The 18110-nt window shown below is 61.1% G+C and carries 16 protein-coding genes; 5 read left to right on the forward strand and 11 right to left on the reverse strand.

Going from position 1 to position 18110, the window contains the following annotated elements; translation table 11 throughout:
- Positions 1 to 1199 precede the first annotated feature (1199 nt).
- From ANI01nite_RS02350 to ANI01nite_RS02360, 3 genes are all read left to right on the forward strand, one after another.
- Positions 1200 to 3842: a SpaA isopeptide-forming pilin-related protein gene (locus ANI01nite_RS02350; protein ID WP_141355681.1), complete on the forward strand. Its 2643-nt coding sequence runs from the start codon at positions 1200 to 1202 to the stop codon at positions 3840 to 3842.
- Positions 3843 to 3910: 68 nt separating this feature from the next.
- Positions 3911 to 5320 (forward strand): SpaH/EbpB family LPXTG-anchored major pilin, encoded by a 1410-nt coding sequence (locus ANI01nite_RS02355; protein ID WP_141355684.1) that lies wholly within the window; start codon positions 3911 to 3913, stop codon positions 5318 to 5320.
- A 125-nt stretch (positions 5321 to 5445) separates the two neighbouring features.
- A complete protein-coding gene (locus ANI01nite_RS02360; RefSeq protein WP_141355686.1) occupies positions 5446 to 6357 on the forward strand; it encodes a class C sortase in 912 nt (303 codons plus the stop codon).
- Positions 6358 to 6387: 30 nt separating this feature from the next.
- Here the strand turns inward: ANI01nite_RS02360 and ANI01nite_RS02365 are convergent, their stop codons facing one another.
- A complete protein-coding gene (locus tag ANI01nite_RS02365) occupies positions 6388 to 7092 on the reverse strand; it encodes a class I SAM-dependent methyltransferase (protein ID WP_141355688.1) in 705 nt (234 codons plus the stop codon).
- 259 nt (positions 7093 to 7351) lie between these two features.
- Between ANI01nite_RS02365 and ANI01nite_RS02370 the strand changes: the two genes are divergently transcribed.
- A complete protein-coding gene (locus ANI01nite_RS02370; RefSeq protein WP_255314354.1) occupies positions 7352 to 7960 on the forward strand; it encodes a sunset domain-containing protein in 609 nt (202 codons plus the stop codon).
- 252 nt (positions 7961 to 8212) lie between these two features.
- On the opposite strand, the gene ilvC is transcribed toward ANI01nite_RS02370, so the two are convergent.
- From ilvC to ANI01nite_RS02385, 3 genes are all read right to left on the reverse strand, one after another.
- A complete protein-coding gene (gene ilvC, locus ANI01nite_RS02375; protein ID WP_038991389.1) occupies positions 8213 to 9244 on the reverse strand; it encodes a ketol-acid reductoisomerase in 1032 nt (343 codons plus the stop codon).
- Positions 9245 to 9364: 120 nt separating this feature from the next.
- Positions 9365 to 9883 (reverse strand): acetolactate synthase small subunit, encoded by a 519-nt coding sequence (ilvN, locus tag ANI01nite_RS02380; RefSeq protein WP_038991387.1) that lies wholly within the window; start codon positions 9881 to 9883, stop codon positions 9365 to 9367.
- 3 nt (positions 9884 to 9886) lie between these two features.
- Positions 9887 to 11770 (reverse strand): acetolactate synthase large subunit, encoded by a 1884-nt coding sequence (locus tag ANI01nite_RS02385; protein WP_038991385.1) that lies wholly within the window; start codon positions 11768 to 11770, stop codon positions 9887 to 9889.
- 617 nt (positions 11771 to 12387) lie between these two features.
- On the opposite strand from ANI01nite_RS02385, the gene ANI01nite_RS02390 reads away from it, so the two are divergent.
- Positions 12388 to 12849, forward strand: a complete 462-nt coding sequence (locus tag ANI01nite_RS02390) for a hypothetical protein (RefSeq protein ID WP_038991384.1) — start codon at positions 12388 to 12390, stop codon at positions 12847 to 12849.
- 80 nt (positions 12850 to 12929) lie between these two features.
- Here ANI01nite_RS02390 and ANI01nite_RS02395 read toward each other — a convergent pair whose 3' ends face one another.
- The 7 genes from ANI01nite_RS02395 to ANI01nite_RS02425 all read right to left on the reverse strand — a co-directional run bounded on the left by ANI01nite_RS02395 (position 12930) and on the right by ANI01nite_RS02425 (position 18110).
- Positions 12930 to 13454, reverse strand: a complete 525-nt coding sequence (locus ANI01nite_RS02395; RefSeq protein ID WP_141355692.1) for a hypothetical protein — start codon at positions 13452 to 13454, stop codon at positions 12930 to 12932.
- An 80-nt stretch (positions 13455 to 13534) separates the two neighbouring features.
- A complete protein-coding gene (gene idi / locus ANI01nite_RS02400; protein WP_141355694.1) occupies positions 13535 to 14059 on the reverse strand; it encodes an isopentenyl-diphosphate Delta-isomerase in 525 nt (174 codons plus the stop codon).
- A 30-nt stretch (positions 14060 to 14089) separates the two neighbouring features.
- Complete coding sequence (locus tag ANI01nite_RS02405) at positions 14090 to 14950, reverse strand: prenyltransferase (RefSeq protein WP_141355696.1); 861 nt, start codon at positions 14948 to 14950, stop codon at positions 14090 to 14092.
- Positions 14947 to 15261: a lycopene cyclase domain-containing protein gene (locus ANI01nite_RS02410; RefSeq protein WP_141355698.1), complete on the reverse strand. Its 315-nt coding sequence runs from the start codon at positions 15259 to 15261 to the stop codon at positions 14947 to 14949. The genes ANI01nite_RS02405 and ANI01nite_RS02410 overlap by 4 nt, the downstream gene beginning before the upstream one ends.
- Positions 15251 to 15580: a lycopene cyclase domain-containing protein gene (locus tag ANI01nite_RS02415; protein WP_141355700.1), complete on the reverse strand. Its 330-nt coding sequence runs from the start codon at positions 15578 to 15580 to the stop codon at positions 15251 to 15253. The genes ANI01nite_RS02410 and ANI01nite_RS02415 overlap by 11 nt, the downstream gene beginning before the upstream one ends.
- Positions 15577 to 17169 (reverse strand): phytoene desaturase family protein, encoded by a 1593-nt coding sequence (gene crtI, locus ANI01nite_RS02420; protein WP_141355702.1) that lies wholly within the window; start codon positions 17167 to 17169, stop codon positions 15577 to 15579. The genes ANI01nite_RS02415 and crtI overlap by 4 nt, the downstream gene beginning before the upstream one ends.
- Positions 17166 to 18110, reverse strand: a complete 945-nt coding sequence (locus ANI01nite_RS02425) for a phytoene/squalene synthase family protein (RefSeq protein WP_141355704.1) — start codon at positions 18108 to 18110, stop codon at positions 17166 to 17168. The genes crtI and ANI01nite_RS02425 overlap by 4 nt, the downstream gene beginning before the upstream one ends.

An 18110-nucleotide genomic window follows, 5' to 3' on the forward strand; every position in this document is an offset into this window, starting at 1 on the left:
CCGTTCAGCGGCGCAGCCTGGTCGGCTAAAGACAGTTCATCGGTGTCCTGTGGTCGTTGGAAGCAGACTTCACCGGTGTAGTTCCACTGGTACAGGATCGAAGGGGCCCGCAAGAGGATGGGCCATCCGCCAAGTTTGCGCACGCGTAATATCCCGGCCACAGACTGTGTCCAATCGTTCAGGTTGTGCAAGCTCACCGAGGCGATCGTCTAAGAAATTCGTCCCGTAGGACAGCATCTCCCCCGAGCCGGCGACCCGCAGTTCGACGCGCGCCCCGGCCGCGCATGCGCCAAGTCGATCATCGTCTGGCTCGTAACCGAGATCGCGGATCCGCGGCCCGGTGACATCGCCGGCCATCTGTCGTATTGCCGGCCGTTGGCAAAAAACTGAGCAAGGCGGCTCGCGCTCGTCTGAAAACGCCCGCGCAAAGTGATCGTAGATGGTTCCGGCAGTCGCGGTTCAGTTCCTTTCAAGGTCTTTCTTAAGCGACTTACTTAAAGCTTTTTTGGCGGTCTGCAATATCCGTTTTCCAAGAAAAACCGCGCATTCCCAGTCTTTCTAGACAGCAACGGATTCTTCTGCACCATTTTATTAATCTTCACTGTTGACGTAAGTGAAATTCATCCGATACGCTGTCGCCATATCACTCGCCCGGATGTTGGGGGTCCGGCAAAACTTGGGGAAAGCCAGTTGATCGTGGGGATCAAGTGGCTGCAATTTTGGCACTCGTTTTTGGGAAACGAGCGTCAAATTTTACGCACCAGTCTGCGTTCTTCAGGTTTAGCATCCCCAATGTCCTCGGATATTGGGGAATTCTTGTGTTTGGCAAACCTGTTGGGGACAGAGTTGCACGACGGAACAATGGTCGTTCAGGTAAATGCTCCTTGCTCTGGGGAACAAGGAAACATGGCACGTCGCAAAGTGCCATGTCCAGCGTGGCGCTTAGCGCTGGACTCGTCTTCGCCCTGGCGTTCGCCGGAACGTTCGTTCCAGCTTCCGCCACTTCGTCGGGTGAATCGCCAGTGGACGAAAAGCTGGCCCCGTCGGCCGCTGAATTCGATTCGAGAATCGTACTTGCTTCTGAGTCGCCAACTAGCCCGGCACCATCACCGGCTGAATCTTCCGCGGCTGCGTCCTCTCTCGAACCCGCTGTTCCAAAAGCGAAAGCCTCAAAGCCATCCGTTGAAAAGCAACTGGCAATGACGCAGCCGCCAACTTCCGTGCCGGAGAAGGAATCCGAGGCCCCGGCCGCGCAAACGCTGCCAACCGAGGAACCGGTCGCAGAGGTAGAAGCTAGCACCCAGGCAGTTACCAGCGCACCATCCTCGAAGAGCGCACCGGCAACCGTGAAAGCATCGGCCACCGCCGAATCCTCGCCTACCGAGGTTGCGAAGAAGTCACCGGAGTCGCCGTCGCCGGCACCTACGGACTCGCCCAGCGAGGCGGAAAACAAATTGCTCGCACCCATGGCCATAGGGGACGTTTGCAACGTCGTCCAGTCATCAACTCAGATTCTTGGGGGATTTGAGCTTGATGGCAACCTGTGCGCCAATAACGCGAGCCGAGCCGATTGGACGTCCGTCCTGGCGGCACCGTCGGGGAACGATGGTTTCGATGACAGCACCCAGTTCACCCGAGGTGCCAGCGAAAGAAACTGGCCGTGGGTTGCGAACCAAATCAACGGCACGGGGCAGGCATCGGGCCAGGCAGACATTGGCCGCAACTACGCTTATTCGACGACCAGCAATGGCCACGTCTTCGCCTTCTTGGGATTTGAGCGCGGGACGAGCACCGGCACCATCCGCTATATCGTGGAGCTCAATGCCAAGAAAAACGACCCCGCGGTCATCCCCACACCGATTCGCACCAATGGCGACCTGCGCCTGAGCATCGAGCAAGATGGCAACAATAATCTCATCCTTGCCGGTGCCTACATGTGGAATGCCACGACGGGACTCTGGGTGCAGCAGCAAACCCTCAGCGGTTTTGTCGGGGCAACGAATACTCAACCCATTACCGGCTTCGATGGAACCAGCACGATCCCGGTACGCGGCTTTGCCGAAATCGGCGTAGACCTTACCTCGCTCTTTGGACAAGCTACTTGCACCGGCAATTATGGCACGCTGAATCTGCGTTCTTCGTCTTCTATTCAGGAAACTTCCAACTTGGGTGATTGGATCGCGCCGATCTCCCTTTCCGTTCCGAGCACCTGCTCCAGCGTGATCGTCGAGAAGAACTGGGTCATTGACGGCGAAGAATTCGAGAACGGCCAGCAGCCCGATGACTACACTGCCACGCTGGAACTGACCGGCCAGGACTCCCCGCAATTCGGCACCGCCTACGCAAAGCGCAGCAATGGATCCGATTACCAAGCCAATGATCAAATCACCATCGGCGAATCGGTCCCCGCGCTCCCCGCAGGTTGCACCAATGTCCCCTCGGGGGATCTCGGAGCGCAGGTATTGCAACCTGGGCTGAACACCTACACGGTGACCAACACCGTCACCTGCACCACATTGACCTTGGAAAAGGAAGTCATTGGCGCTGCGGCGGCCACCGAATGGACGCTGTCAGCTGACGGCAGCTCAACGGACCTGTCCGGCGTGAGCGGCAGCGAAGCCGTGACCAATGCACCGGTAGCTCCCGGCCAATACGCCATCTCCGAATCCGGGCCGGAAAACTACCAGCTGACGGACTTGGCGTGCGAGGGTGCGGTAGTTGGGGAAGATCACATCATCACCATCGCGGCCGGGAGCAAGGCCACTTGCGTGCTCACCAATACCCAGGAAATCGACCTGACAGTCACCAAGACCTGGGTGGTCAATGGCACCGAGTATGCCCACGGCGAGCAGCCGGTCGGCGACGCGGAACTGAGCATTGACGGGCAACCAGCGGAATTCGGTGCTACCAGCAGCGGACATCTGATCGGCGAGGAAGTAGCCATCGAGGAAACCCTCACCGGCACTCTTCCGGAACTATGCACGGTGACCAGTTCAACCATCGACGGCGTCGAAGGCAAATCTGCCACGCACACCATGACGGGAACGCCTTCGCCCAATGCGGTGGCGATCGTGAACACAGTGGACTGCGAGCAGCATTTGACCCTGGTCAAGGTCGTGGACAACGAGGACTTCAACGGAACGTCGACCACCGGCGACTGGACGCTGAAGGCTTCCGGCACCGCTGGGAGCATCGAAGGAAAGACCGGGGATGCTGCCATCACCAATGCCGCGGTCGGCGTGGGAACCTATCAACTGGCCGAGGAAGGCACCGCTGCAGGTTATGAACCAGGCACCTGGAACTGCGTCGGCACCGGAAACGGCGAAGGTGCGAGCATCACGCTGGAGCTAGGCCAGGAAGCCACCTGCACCATCGTGAACACGGCCCTTCCCGGGTCGGTCAGCTGGACAAAGACCACCGTTGACGGCGTCCTGCTTGCAGGCGCCGAATGGACCCTGACCGGTCCGCTGGGAGATGCATCGGAAACCATCGTGGTCACCGACTGCATAACCGAGGGTTGCACCGGTCCGGACATGGATCCAGCCAAGGGGAAGTTCGCCTTGGCAAACCTGGAATGGGGGAACTATACGCTCCAAGAAACTACGGCTCCTCCGGGCTATATCAAGGACGAGAGGAGCCACGAATTTGACGTCACCGGGGACGCGCTGGATATCGAGCTGGCTGCTATCACCAATGAGCAGCAGGACGGTCCCGCGCTTCCGCTCACCGGCGGCATTGGCCGAGATCAGATATATCTGATTGGCGGCGGAATCCTGGTACTGGGGCTGGGCATTTGGGGTGCACAGACCTTCCGTATCCGTCGTAGCCGGAATCTCGGCTAAATCCAACAATTCCACCAACCACGCTGACCTTGGGTAGGCGTAGAAATCACTCGCAAAAAGGAGTAATCGTGTTCACGCAACGCAGACTCGGCAAGCTAATTGCCGGAGCAAGCGCCTTGGCTCTTGCTGGGATGGGGCTATTTGGGGTAGCTGCCGCATCCGCTGATGAAGTCTCCGACATTACGCCGGGAACCATCGGCAGCATCACTGTCCACAAGTCCTCGGCGGACCCTGTTGAAGGGCTGAATGACGGCACCCTGCTGGATCCGGATCCCGGCGCCGGCAAGGGACTGGATGGTGTCGAATTCACCTTGCAGCCGGTGCTGTTCGACGGCGTTCCCATTGACTTGAGCACGGCCGAAGGTTGGGAACTGGCAGAAGAGTTGCCATCTGAAACTGCCGGCGAAGCATTGCCGGCAGGCTACAGCCTGGGAACCGGTGTCTCGCAGGCGACCGTCGGAGGTTTCACTACCTTCTCCGGTTTGGAATTGGGACTGTACCTGATCACCGAAACCGATTCGGGTAACAACCTGATCAATGCAGTAGCCGCTCCGTTCTACGTGAGCATTCCTTACCCGAATGCTGACAATACGTGGAACTACAACGTCCATGTGTACCCGAAGAACACGCTGAACACGATTGATCAGCACAAGAGCGTGGATGACACTGCCAAGCTGCTGGGTGATGTGGTCACTTGGACGCTGGTCACCGATGTTCCTGCATCGGACCTTCCATACAAGTCCTACACCCTGACCGATAATCTGTCGGCAAACCTGGAATTCATCTCCTGGGAGTCGGTTTCGATCGGTTCCGAGGTACTGGTTCTGAATACCGACTACACGATTTCGCCGGACAATGCGGTGATCACGTTGACCTTACAGGGCCTCACCAAGCTTGATGACGCCGGCGCCACCACGGTGACGGCGGTCCTGAAGACCAAGGTCATCGCGATTCCTGAAGGCGGGGTCATCGAGAATACGGCGACGGTCAACATCAACGGCACGGAAGATGAAGGCACGACCAACACCAACCTGGGCACCCTGCAGCTGGAAAAGAAGGCTGAAGGCGAGAATGGTGCCCTGCTGAATGGTGCGGTCTTCGAGCTCTACGGAACTGCACCTGATGCCGACGGCAATGCCACCAGTGCACCTCTGGCTACCGGAACCACCGAAAACGGGGTCGTCAAGTGGGAACTGCATCTGGGCATCGAGGACGACATGCAATCGAGCTACTGGGTCAAGGAAACCAAGGCACCAGCCGGATACGTGCTTCCAGCTGACCCATGGTCCGATGAATTGGTTGTCACCAACGGCCAGATCCTGATCGAAACGATCACCAACCACAAGCCGACCGGTCCAGATCTGCCACTCACCGGCGCTTCGGGCACCGTGCTGTTCACCATTGCAGGCGTTGGCCTGATGGCCGCCGCCGGTGGTGCGGTACTGGTGAAGCGCCGCCGCGGACGCACCCAGGGCTAAGCCCGCGTACTGGTTGCCGCGGCGCAAGGCCAACCAGTAGATGGCGGGAGAACTGAGCATTGCTTGGGTCTCCCGCCATTTTCTTTTTTGAACTTCCTGATTCCCACGACTCATAGGCAGAAATCATGACCTCCACATCCAGTTCCACGTTGCCTCCTGAGCCAAGACGCAGGGACCGCTGGCGCGCCCCGGTATCCACCTTGGTGATCGCCGCCGTCTTCCTGGCGGGCACGCTCATGCTGCTGTACCCGCCAACGGCGAGCTGGTTCTCCCAGTACAACCAATCCAAGATCATCAAGGAGATCTCCACCGACGTCTCGCATGAGGGCAGCTCAAGGATTTCCCAGGAGCTGCTGCGGGCACAGGAGTACAACGAGGACCTGGTTGGCGGTGGCTTGCTGGCTCCGGGCAGCAACGTCCCCACCAGCGACGGCTCGGTGCGCGAAGATACCGAATACGGCTCGCTGCTGAATGTCAACAGCGAGGGACTGATCGGACGGCTGCGAGTGCCGTCGGTGGACATCGACTTGCCGATCTACCACGGCACCGATGCAGAAACCTTGCTCAAAGGCGTAGGGCACCTGCAGGGTACTGCCTTGCCAGTGGGCGGTCAGTCCAGGCATACGGTGCTGACCGCGCACCGCGGGCTTCCGGAAGCCAACCTGTTCAACGATCTGCCGCAGGTCAGGATCGGGGAGACCTTCAGCATCGAAGTCTTCAACGAGGTGCTGACCTACCGGGTCGTCGAAACGCAGACGGTGGAACCGGATGAGACCAAGGCGCTGGCCCCGCGATTCGGCAAGGATCTGGCCACCTTGGTCACCTGCACTCCCCTGGGCATCAACACCCATCGCATGCTGGTCACCGGCGAACGCGTGCACCCCACCCCGCAGGCCGATCTGGATGCGCTCGGTTCCGCTCCTGAGATCCCGGGCTTCCCCTGGTGGAGCATCTGGCTTGGTACGGTACTGGTGCTCCTGGGGATCTGGGTGTACCTTGCAGGTCGCCCTCGGAATAGCGGGAACACCGGGTCCTAAGCCCGCGGCGGCAAGTTTGACCCTCGCCTGCTAGCGCGTCGAGCGCAGCGAGAAGAACAGGAAACTCAAGAACGCATCGCGTTCGCGCAAAGCCTCTGGAATCACGTCCTCGGGCGCATCCTTCGCATAGGGCGGCTCCCAGACGCGCTCGATGGCAAACCCTGCAGAAATCAGCGCTTCAATGGTTTCATGCAGCGGACGATGCCAGTAGGTCAGCTCGGCAGGCTTCCCGTTGAAGGACACTTCATCGGTGTACTGGGTGAGCTGGAAATAGTCCTTGCCGCGGTGGTTGAACGGGTAGAGAATCGGGTGGTTCACCGACATGATGAGCCGCCCTCCGGGCTTGAGCACCCGGCGGACTTCTTCCAGTGCATAGCTCCAGTCCGGCAAGTAGTGGAAGACCAGGGAAGCAATGGCGTCGTCGAAACTGCTATCGCCATATGGGAGCTGCTCCCCCAGCGTGGCCACTTGGAGATCAGCATCGTCTCCCAGCCGCTGGCGTGCCAGATCCACCATTGCCTGGCTGGCGTCGAAGCCTGAGACAGTGGCTCCGCGACGGATCAGCTGTTCGGCCAGGGGGCCAGCACCGCACCCGATATCCAGGATTTTCCGTCCTGCCACCTCGCCTGCCAACTCCAGGGTGGCCGGGCGCTCGTAGTAGGCGTTCAGCAGGCTGAATTCGTTCTCATCGGCGTAGTCCGTGGCGAAGTCGTCATAGTTGCTTTCCTGCAGCACTGGTGCGCTCCCTTGCTCGTTTCCAGCGAGTCTAGCAATCCGCTGGAGAGAATCGCACGGAAAACACGGCCTTCCGTATGGTTGTTTCCGGTGAGCCGGCACCAGGTGCTCCCACGGCGCCTGACTCGCGGAACCAGCCGAAATACTCGGTTGAACAGGACATAATTCCGCGATCTGCTTCCTATTTCGGCAAGGCCATTTACAATCAAGGCATGGGACAAACCGGTTCCATATCCACTCGCATCTACCTGGGGATAAATTGAATAAATTGGTTCAGCGCGCACTGGCAGTGGTTGCCACCGGTGCGCTTGCTTTCTCTGGCGTTGCCGTTTCCGCGGCGGCGCCGCTGCCATCCGCCGCGCCTTCAGTCACTGTTGCTGCCGCGAAGAAGGTACCGGCAGTATCGATCAAGAAGATCGGTACGAAAACCGTCAGCGGAGCCGCCAAGGCCACCATCAAGCCAAGCTACTCCAAAGCCAAGAACGTCAAGATCAAGTCGGCGTTGTTGAAGGTGGTCAAGGGAAAGAAGACCATTGCCAACAAGAAGAAGTCGGTCAAGCTTGCAGCCGGCACATACAAGGTCACCACCACGGTCAAGTACCAGCTCAAGGGCAAAACCTCGACGGTGAAGAAGACGCAGACCCTGCTGGTGAAGAAGAAAGCGGCCACCAAACGCTCCGTGAAGATGAACGGCAAGGCCAAGAACTGCCCGGCAGGCTACCCGGTAAAGGGAAACCGCACGGGCAGCGAGAAGGAGTGGAAGTACCACGTCAAGGGCCAGCGGTTCTACGACATCACGAAACCCGAGGAATGCTTCAAGACTGCAGCTGATGCACGCAAGGCCGGTTACAGGGCTTCGAAGATCTGAGCCGGCTTGGGCCATCGCCATTTATCAATAACTGAATAGGAATTGGCCTCGACCACTTTGCCAGCAAAGTAGTCGGGGTCAATTTTCGTGTTGGACCAACTAATCCCGTTCGGCTGTGGAAGTTTCCGCGTTGTCCGCGGATCGGTTCTTCCGAATGACGATTCCAAGCAGCAAAAGGCCGCTGGCCCGGACGATTGATTCAATCGTCCGGGCCAGCGGCTTTAGGCTATGTGATCAGCTAATTGCCTGGAATTAGCGGGCTACGGAACCGTCAACGTAGTCATCCGAGGATGCATCCGAGATCCAGGAGAACAGCGAGCGCAGTTCGCGGCCGGTGGTCTCGATTGGGTGCGCTTCGCCCTTGGCACGCAGTTCCTTGAACTCAGGAGCGCCGGCCTTCTGGTCTTCCATGAAGCGGTTTGCGAAAGCGCCGGACTGGATATCAGCCAGGACAGCCTTCATGTTTTCCTTCACCTCTGGGGTGATCACGCGTGGGCCGGAGACGTAGTCGCCGTACTCAGCGGTGTCGGAGATCGACCAGCGCTGCTTGGCGATGCCGCCTTCCCACATCAGGTCGACGATCAACTTCAGCTCGTGGAGCACCTCGAAGTAGGCGATCTCCGGCTTGTAGCCAGCCTCGGTCAGGACCTCGAAGCCGTACTGCACCAGCTGGGAGGTGCCGCCGCAGAGCACAGCCTGCTCGCCGAACAGGTCGGTTTCGGTCTCTTCGGTGAAGGTGGTCTCGATGACGCCGGCGCGGGTGCCGCCGATGCCTGCTGCGTAGGACAGTGCCAGTTCCTTGGCGCCGCCGGTGAAGTTCTGCTCCACGGCGATCAGGTCAGGGATGCCGCGGCCGGCTTCGAATTCGCGGCGCACGGTGTGGCCTGGCGCCTTAGGGGCAACCAGGGCAACGTCAACGTTGGCTGGTGGCTGGATGAAGCCGAAGCGGATGTTGAAGCCGTGCCCGAAGAACAGGGCGTTGCCCTCTTCGAGGTGCTCGGCGATCGACTCGGTGTAGACCTGGGCCTGGACCTGGTCCGGGGTCAGGATCATGATGACATCTGCCCAGGCTGCTGCCTCGGCAACGGTGGCGACCTTCAGGCCTTCGGCCTCAGCCTTGGCGCGGGACTTCGAGCCCTCGGCCAGGCCAACGGTGATTTCGACACCCGAGTCGCGCAGGCTCAGTGCGTGGGCGTGGCCCTGGGAGCCGTAGCCAATGATGGCTACCTTCTTGCCCTGGATGATCGAGAGGTCTGCGTCGTCTTCGTAATACAGATCAGCCACTGTAATTCTCCTTATATGTGCTTCTGGTGAAGAAGTCTTTGCTGAGGCACTGTTGCTTACTTCCAAGCTAGGTGCCAAGTATCTAAATTTTGTAGTTCGTGTCTCTTGAAGTCGTTGCGCCTAGGCGGAGATCGTCTTCAAAGCGCGGTCGCTCATTGACTTGGATCCGCGGCCTACGGCCAGGGTTCCTGCCTGGACGATCTCGCGGATGCCGAAGGGCTCAAGCACTGCCAGCAGCGCATCGATCTTCGCGGCATTGCCGGTGGCCTCCACGACCAGCGAGTCGGTGGATACGTCGATCACCGAAGCACGGAACAGTTCCGCGGCCTGGGTGACCTGCAGACGGGTCGTTGCATCAGCGCGCACCTTGATCATGATGTGGTCGCGCTGCACCGAGGTTTCGGGCAGCAGTTCCACGATCTTGATGACGTTGACCAGCTTGTTCAGCTGCTTGGTGACCTGCTCCAGGGAATCCCCCTCGGCATCGACCACCACGGTCATGCGGCTGATGCCGGCAATTTCCGTCGGGCCCACGGCCAGCGAGTGGATGTTGAAGGCGCGGCGGGCGAAGAGGCTGGCGACGCGGGTCAGCACGCCGGGAACGTCTTCAACCAGTACCGAAAGCGTATGCTTTGCCATGTTCTAGTCCTCCTCTTCCCATTCAGGGGTCATGCCGCGGGCAATCTGGATCTGGTCGTTGCTGACTCCCGATGGGACCATTGGCCACACCATGGAATCGGCTGAGACCACGAAGTCGATGACTACCGGGCGGTCATTGATTTCCAATGCCTTCTGGATGGTCGCATCGATATCCTCATCGCGTTCGCAGCGCAGGCCCACGCAGCCGTAGGCGTCTGCCAGCTTCACGAAATCGGGAATCCGGGCGGTTCCATGTCCGGTGTTCAAATCGGTGTTGGAGTAGCGGCCATCGTAGAACAGGGTCTGCCACTGGCGGACCATGCCCAGCGACGAGTTGTTGATCACCGCAACCTTGATCGGGATCTGGTTGATCACGCAGGTGGCCAGTTCCTGGTTGGTCATCTGGAAGCAGCCATCGCCGTCAATGGCCCAGACCACGCGGTCCGGCTGCGCCACCTTGGCGCCCATCGCGGCAGGCACCGAGTAGCCCATGGTGCCCAGGCCTGCGGAGTTCAGCCACGAGCGCGGACGCTCGTACTTCACGAACTGCGCAGCCCACATCTGGTGCTGGCCCACGCCTGCCACGTACACGCCTTCCGGACCGGTCAGCTCGCCGATCCGCTGGATGACATTCTGCGGAGCCGAGAGGCCATCATGGGTTTCGGTGTAGCCGATCGGGTAGGTTTCCCGCAGGCGGTTGAGCAGTCCCCACCAGCCGGTCAGATCCTGCTGGGCTTCGTTCTCGAAGCGTGCGGCGCAGGCTTCGTGCAGCTGCGGGATGATCTCATCCAGCGAACCCACGATCGGCACATCGGCCACGCGGTTCTTGGAGATTTCCGCGGGATCGATATCGGCGTGGATCACCTTCGCGTTCGGCGCGAAGGTGGAGAGCACGCCGGTGACGCGGTCATCGAAGCGGGCACCGAGGGTGATCAACAGGTCTGCCTGCTGCAGCGCGGTCACTGCGGACACGGCGCCGTGCATGCCCGGCATGCCCACATGCTGTTCATGCGAGTCCGGGAATGCGCCGCGGGCGGTCAGGGTGGTGACCACCGGTGCGTTGATGAATTCCGCGAATTCCTTCAGCTGCTCGTGCGCATTGGCCTTGATCACGCCGCCACCGACGTACAGCACCGGGCGGGTTGCCGAAGCGATGAGCTTGGCGGCTTCGCGCAGCTGCTTGTTGTGGCCACGGGTGACCACGCGGTAGCCGGGCAGGTCCACCTTGGGCGGCCAGGAGAAGGTCATCTCGGATGTCTGCGCATCCTTGGTGATATCCACCAGCACCGGACCGGGACGGCCGGTCTGCGCCAGGTAGAACGCGCTGGCCAGCGTGCGAGGAATGTCCTCTGCGTTGGTGACCAGGAAAGCGTGCTTGGTGATCGGCATCGTGATGCCGACAATGTCTGCTTCCTGGAATGCGTCAGAGCCAATGAAAGCGCTATTGACCTGACCGGTGATGGCCACCATTGGGACCGAGTCCATATTGGCATCGGCCAGTGCGGTGACGAGGTTGGTTGCGCCTGGACCGGAAGTGGCGATGCAGACGCCCACTTCCCCGCTCACCATGGCGTAACCCTGTGCGGCATGGCCTGCACCCTGTTCGTGGCGGACCAAGACGTGGTTAATCTTGGTCGAATCCATCAGTGGATCATAAGTGGGAAGGATGGCCCCACCTGGTAATCCGAAGACGTCTTTGACGCCCATTTCTTCCAGCGAGCGGACGATGGCTTGTGAGCCCGTCATCTGTGTGGGAGCAACGATATTATTCGGACCCTGGACCGGGTTCGAAGCTTCCACGACGGAAGAGACAGCGGCGGCGGCATCCTTGGTTCGATTGATTGACTTCGCAACCGACGCCGGATTGGCGGGTGTTGAGTTGCTCATCGGGATCCTTTCCATTTCTATCTCTTCGTTTACGCATAAAAAACGCCCCGCGGCCGTCACTGATGACGAAAGGGGGCTTGCGCGTTACCGGTGTACCGTCCGTGGTGTTGGACAGCGCCTCAGGCTCCGCGCCTGATAACTAGTAGTACATCGGTGTTTATTTGCATGCCTCTAGTTTTCTCCACCTCACGGCAAAGAGCAACTAGACACCCTGTTTATCTCATTATATGAGATAAATGTCCAAAGATTGGACGCGTCCCCACGTTCAGACCTTGGCCATTTCGCTTCCCGGGCACTGAAAGCGCCTGTCGAAGCGGGGTTAGCTGGAGACGAGCACCAGCTGCCAGGGATGCGATTAATCCAGCTCGCAGCCCTTGCCCCAAGGAAACCGCCTCCCTTGCAGATGGTTTCGCTTGCAGCTTTAAGCCAAGAAGGGCATGAATTGGACCAGTGGCCACACGTGCGCATGGCGTCTTGACTCAATTAGCATCTTGGCTCATTAATCCCATTCTAGAAGTCAATATGACCAATCAGATAACCCATGACGTGTCGATGACATATTTCGATAAGTGTTGCGTCTGATCAAATTGTCCAAACTTATCGGTAGAGTAAGGGGTATGGACAAGCGCCCAGACGAAAATCCGACCCAGCAGGTCAAGGACCGCCTCCACGAGGCTTTTGACTCGCAGATCCCCAATTTCGCCAGCTACAATCTCGTGGCGGGCACCGGCATCGCCGGCTCCGGGGGGCTCAAGGTCATCGGATATCGACGCCAGCCGGCGGAGCTGATTATTGCGCCAGTCAATGCAAGCAGCTTGGAAGCCTCCGAAGATGCCATCAACATCAACAACACGAACGTGAACCAGCTGGCCGAGCTGAGCGATGGCGGCTACGAGATTGCGATCTCTACCGGTCGCGTGTTCCGCTTCAGCGTTCCTGAAGCACCGAGCATCGACTTGCATGTGGATGACGCGATCAGCATTGGTGCCACGCTCGACCAGAAATCGGATGCTGAAGACTTCGCCGATTTCATGGATCACTTCATGAACACCATCGAAGGCACCGAGAACTTCGTATAAGCAGCAACAGCATCCCAAAACGAGAAGGCCATCTCGCCTGCCAGCTCCATCGCGAGCCCTGCGGCGAGGTGGCCTTTCGTTCACAGCGCCCCGGGGTGATTCCCGCGGTAGTCGGAAGCGAGCAACTCACCTTCTACGGTGATAATCTCGACCCGGTCCAATTCGCTGGATTCGTAGCCGACGGATGTGATGACCAGTTCGGCATAGCGGACGGCACTGCCATCGGCGATCCAGTCGCTGCCCTCCACAACTATGGCGAGCACGCCCTGGACCGGAGAAAGCCAGCCGACGGTGGCGTATTGGATGGAATCCTTGGCGAATGAATGGAATCCCGCAGCACCCTGGCCGTTGAGGTACTGCAAGATTTTCTGATCAGCCCATTCCTGCCGGCCCTCGACTTCCTCCAGGTTATCGGCGTACTTCGGCAGCGCCGCGATCGTCGCGTTTGCGCCCGGGATGCGGTCGGATGCTTCGAACTGCAGCGGCGTGCAGCCGGCCAGGCACGTTGCCAGCACCAGTCCGGCAGCTACGACGCCGGTTTTGCCCAAGGCATGCCTGGCCTTTGAGCGCCGCTTGATACCGACAGCAATTACTTGAAGCACCATGCAATTGAGCCTAGCCCATGGCCAGGACATCTCCACAGGCCATTACCGAACCGGCGTTCATGCCGGCGCCGCGCTCGGGGTCAGCCTTGCGCGGCCTGGTACAGGGAAAGCTCCTCGGCCTGCATCACCAGCCACGGGCTGAAGGCCCACGGGGTTGCGCGCAGTGCTGCGCCCAGCTGCGCAGGATCCACCCAGCAGTAGTCCATGACTTCATCCGGGTTCGCGGTGATCTCGCTGTCAATCACGGCGGTGAAGACCGGGCAGATTTCATTCTCCACAATGCCCGAGGCATCCACGGCGCGATAGCGGAAATCCGGCAGCGCCGATTCGATGCCACTGACCTTGAAGCCGAGCTCATGGGCCGCATGGCGGGCAATCGCTTCCTCGAAGCTTTCACCGGGCTGCGGATGCCCGCAGAAGGAATTGGTCCATACCCCTGGCCAGGTCACCTTGGACAGTGCGCGGCGGGTCACCAGCACCTGGTCGGCGGCATTGCGCACATGGCACGAGAATGCCTGGTGCAGCACGGTATCCGTGGTGTGGACCAGTTCTTTCGGTCGCACGCCGATTGGCTGGCCATCCTCCGAAAGCAAAATGACATCCATTGAAATCCTTGATTCCCCATCCGGGTCTAGTTAGGTGAAAAGTGCCGAAAAGATCAGGAGCATGGTCAGCAGGAAACCGCACAGGTAGTTGATCCACAAGAATCTCTTCCATCCTCGATTAACCGTACCCGAGCTCGCGTCGCTGACCCCAAGATGCGGTAGGACGTTGAGCACATAGGGCAGGGCCAGCAGCGACGCCCAGCGGCCGATCCCCTGCACCCCGGCGACCACCAGCACTCCGGCCAGCACATAGCCGGCAAGGACCAGCCAGATGGTGGTGCGGGCGGACAAGGCGGTGGCAATCGATGACAGGCCGCCCTGGCGATCGGGAATGATGTCCTGGATTGCTCCGAGGGCATGGCTGGCCATCCCCCACAGCAGGAACGCGCCAAAGACCAGCCACTGCCCGGGCTGCACGCTGGCACCAGCGAGCACCCAGCCGTAGACCGCCGGCGAAACGAAATGCACCGCGCTGGTCAGCGAGTCCAACCCGGGCCGTTCCTTGAAGCGCAGCCGCGGTGCCGAATAGGCAAGCACAGCGAAGATGGACACGGCCAGCACGAGGTTGGCCACCAGGCTTCCCGCCGCTGCGAGCACCACGAGGAACGGAACGGCGCACGCAACGCAGGCGACGAGCAGCGCCTTGTGGCTCTGCCGGGACAGCAGCGCCCCCTCGATTCCGCCCTTGCGCGGATTGCGCAGATCCGATTCGTAGTCGAAGACATCGTTGATGCCGTACATCAGCAGATTGTAGGGAAACAGGAAGAACACCGCGCCCACGGCCAAGCTCCAATCAACTCCCCCGCCATCCAGCAGATAGGCGGCGGCGAACGGGTAGGCGGTATTCACCCAGGAAATGGGCCGCGAGCTGGCAACGATTCCGCGGATCATGAAGCATCCTTTCTGCCTGCACCGAGCAGCCACCACAGCCCGGGGAGAAGGAAGACCGCGCAGGCGGCATAGAAGAAGTCCTCGATCGGGGCCAAACCAATATGCACCCCGGACAGCGTGCCGCTGCCGTAGCCGAACAGCCCGGCGTAGATCATCAGGTTGTCGAAAATCGCGGTGAGCACCAGCATCACGGCCAATGCGGCGCCCAGCGGCTTGATCACCGTGCGCAGGCGCTGCTTGCTGGCGGCCAGCCCGGCGGCGAAGATGGCCATGGCCGCGGCAAGGAAGCAGAAGCTCAATTCAAGGAACATGCCGCTCACCTCGCAGACCGCGGACCAGCATCGGCAGGCCGGCGAAGGCGATCATCGCGCAGTAGCACAGGAAGACGAGGAAGAAGACTTCTTCCAGCGGGAACTGCTCGCCCACCATGATCCCGGTCATGAGCTGCGATTCCTTGTGCAGGAAGATGCCCTGCCTGATGGCCAGCACATCCCAGAGCACGAAGAATCCGGTGCCCAGCGCGAGGGCCAGGATCCCGCGCACGGGGTGGCGGAAGAGAAACAGCTTCCCCTTGGCATCCAGCAGCACCATGCAGGCAAGCAGCACCAGCAAGATGCCCAAATAGATCATGCTCCGGCCTCCTGCGCCAGCGTTGCAGCACCGCTTTCGGCCATCGGCCCGGCACCGGGGACACCGAGCACCGCCTTGGCTGCCAGCTCCCCGCTGATCAGGCACATCGGCACCCCGATTCCGGGGCGCACGGTGCTGCCGGCATAGTGCAGCCCGCGCACGGTGGCGCTGCGGTTGCCCGGACGCAGCATGGCGCTTTGCCCCAGGGTATGGGCCAAGCCCAGCGCACCGCCCTTGAAAGCGCCGTACTGGGCGGCGAAGTCCCCCGGGCCGATGCTCTGGCGCACCACGATCCGCGACCGCAAATCCTCGATGCCGGCCCAGGAAGCCAGCTGGTCGATGGCAGCGTCGGCCACCGCCTCGACCATGGCGGCTCCTGCGCCATCGGCGGCGCCCATCCCCCATCCGGGAACGGCTGGGGCTGGGACCAGAATGAACAGGTTCTCGCAGCCCTCTGGTGCCACGTCCGGGTCGGTGGCGCTGGGCTTGCAGACATAGATGCTGGTTTCTTCCTGCAACGCCTGCCCATTGCGGATGCGCGAGAAGTTCTCGTCCCAGTCGGTGGTGAACAGCAGGTTGTGGTGTTCCAGCTGGGGCAGCTTGCCTTTGACCCCGAGGCAGAGCAGCACCGCGCTGGGGCCGGGGTCCTTGCGCTGGAAGCTCTTGGCGGTATGGGTCTGCAGTTCTTCGGGCAGCAGCTCGCCGTCCAGGTGGCGCACGTCCGCGGCTCCGATGACATGCGCGGCCTCGGTGCGCTGCGCCTTGCCGTGCTCATCGATCCAGCGCACCGCGGTGACCCGCGGGTTCTTTCCCGGGCTGGTTTCGATGGCCGTTGCGGTGGCCGAGAGGTGGATGGATGCGCCGTGCTTCCGTGCCAGTGCGGCCATGGCATCGGCCACGGCGGCGAAGCCTCCCATCGGGTATTTGACCCCGTCGGCCAGATCCAGGTGGCTCATCAGCTGGTAGAGCGCTGGGGTGCGCTTCGGGCTGGAGCCCAGGAACACCGCCGGGTAGCCGAGCAGCTGGCGGATCTCGGTGCTGGCAAAGCGCCGGGCGGCATGGCCTGCCAGGCTGGTGGCCAGCAGCTTGGCCAGCTGCGGGGCACGGCGCAGGATCTTCGGGTGCAGCAGCCCGGTCAGCGAGCTGAAATCATCGTAGAGGAAATGCTCCAGGGCCAGTTCGTAGCCTTCCTTCGCGGTGCGCAGGTAGCGCGCCAGGGCTGGAGCGCTGCCCGGTTCCAGGGCGTCGAACAGGGCGCTGGCCGCGGCACCGGTGCCCACGTCCACGGGTGCGTCGCGGTGCTGGAAGAAGACGCGGTAGCCGGGATCCAGCTCGCGCAGCTGAAGCTGTTCGCTGGTGCTGGTGCCCATGAGCCGGAACCAGTGCTCGAAGACCTCGGGCATCAGGTACCAGGAGGGCCCGGTGTCGAAGCGGAACCCTTCGCGTTCCAGGCGCCCTGAGCGTCCGCCAGGATGCGGCTGCTGCTCGATGACGGTGACCTTGCAGCCCCGGGCGGCCAGCAGCCCGGCACTGGCCAGGCCGGAGAAGCCTGCCCCGATGACGACGACGTCCGGGTTTTCGTTCTTCATCTGCGTGCTCTTTCCATGAGTTGCTTGCGGTGCGCGCTGCGGCTGGTTCCCAGCAGCACGCGGGCGGCGATCAGCGCCTTGCGCGGGGTGGAGACCGAGATGCGGGTGCGCAGCAGGTCGGCGGCGTCGGCCTTGCCCAGCTGGGAATTCAGTTCGCGGAACAGGTCATGGGCCAGGCGCACCGCCCGGGCCGCTGATGGGGCCAGATACGGAATCCCGGCGCGGGCTTGGGCCAGATCCTGCTCTATCTGCTCCACCAGCAGCGCCTTGGCCTGCTCGTCGAAGCGGGCCGGGTTGATCCCGGGAAAGTAGCTGCGTCCCAAGTCCTGGCTGTCTTCGGCCAGATCGCGCAGGAAGTTGACCTTCTGGAAGGCCGCGCCCAGGCTGCGGGCAGCCTGGCGGGCCTGCTGCTCCTCGGCCCGGTCCAGTTCAGGTGCGCCGGGCATCGCCTGGAAGACCTGCAGGCACATCAGCCCGATGACTTCGGCCGAGCCGTAGATGTAGTCTTCTAGGCTGCGCGCGTCGTGCTGCCCGGTGGAGAGGTCCGCGCGCATGGATGCGAAGAACGGGCCGGTGAGCTCGGCGTTGATGCCGGTGGCCCGGGCGGAGATAGCGAAGGCATGGACCACCATGTTGGTGCTGTAGCCGCGGTCCATCGCGCGCAGGGTTTCGGCTTCCAGCTCGTCGAGGCAGCCTCCGATGGCCTGGTTATCCAGGCCGGCCTGGCAGGCCACCCCGTCCACGATCTCATCGGCCAGGCGCACCAGCGCATAGATATTGGCAATGTGCCGGGCACTGCCGGCATCCAGCATCCTGCAGGCCAGCGAGAACGAGGTGGAGTATTCGCCCAGCACCACCCGTGCGCTGCGCTGGGCGGCGCGCGAGTAGTGCTCCAGGGCGGCGGTGCCGGCAGCGGGCTTCAGGGAAGTATCGCGTTTCAT

It is taken from the genome of Glutamicibacter nicotianae (assembly GCF_006539525.1).
Classification (GTDB): Bacteria; Actinomycetota; Actinomycetes; order Actinomycetales; family Micrococcaceae; genus Glutamicibacter; species Glutamicibacter nicotianae.

Bases quoted from the DNA above. Each gene is read 5' to 3' on its own strand.
- ilvN (WP_038991387.1), bottom strand. From the start codon at position 9,883: ATGGCAAAGCATACGCTTTCGGTACTGGTTGAAGACGTTCCCGGCGTG.
- ANI01nite_RS02385 (WP_038991385.1), bottom strand. From the start codon at position 11,770: ATGAGCAACTCAACACCCGCCAATCCGGCGTCGGTTGCGAAGTCAATC.
- ANI01nite_RS02360 (WP_141355686.1), top strand. From the start codon at position 5,446: ATGACCTCCACATCCAGTTCCACGTTGCCTCCTGAGCCAAGACGCAGG.
- ANI01nite_RS02350 (WP_141355681.1), top strand. From the start codon at position 1,200: ATGACGCAGCCGCCAACTTCCGTGCCGGAGAAGGAATCCGAGGCCCCG.
- ANI01nite_RS02425 (WP_141355704.1), bottom strand. From the start codon at position 18,110: ATGAAACGCGATACTTCCCTGAAGCCCGCTGCCGGCACCGCCGCCCTG.
- idi (WP_141355694.1), bottom strand. From the start codon at position 14,059: ATGGATGTCATTTTGCTTTCGGAGGATGGCCAGCCAATCGGCGTGCGA.
- ANI01nite_RS02415 (WP_141355700.1), bottom strand. From the start codon at position 15,580: ATGATCTATTTGGGCATCTTGCTGGTGCTGCTTGCCTGCATGGTGCTG.
- crtI (WP_141355702.1), bottom strand. From the start codon at position 17,169: ATGAAGAACGAAAACCCGGACGTCGTCGTCATCGGGGCAGGCTTCTCC.
- ANI01nite_RS02395 (WP_141355692.1), bottom strand. From the start codon at position 13,454: ATGGTGCTTCAAGTAATTGCTGTCGGTATCAAGCGGCGCTCAAAGGCC.
- ANI01nite_RS02410 (WP_141355698.1), bottom strand. From the start codon at position 15,261: ATGTTCCTTGAATTGAGCTTCTGCTTCCTTGCCGCGGCCATGGCCATC.
- ANI01nite_RS02405 (WP_141355696.1), bottom strand. From the start codon at position 14,950: ATGATCCGCGGAATCGTTGCCAGCTCGCGGCCCATTTCCTGGGTGAAT.
- ANI01nite_RS02390 (WP_038991384.1), top strand. From the start codon at position 12,388: ATGGACAAGCGCCCAGACGAAAATCCGACCCAGCAGGTCAAGGACCGC.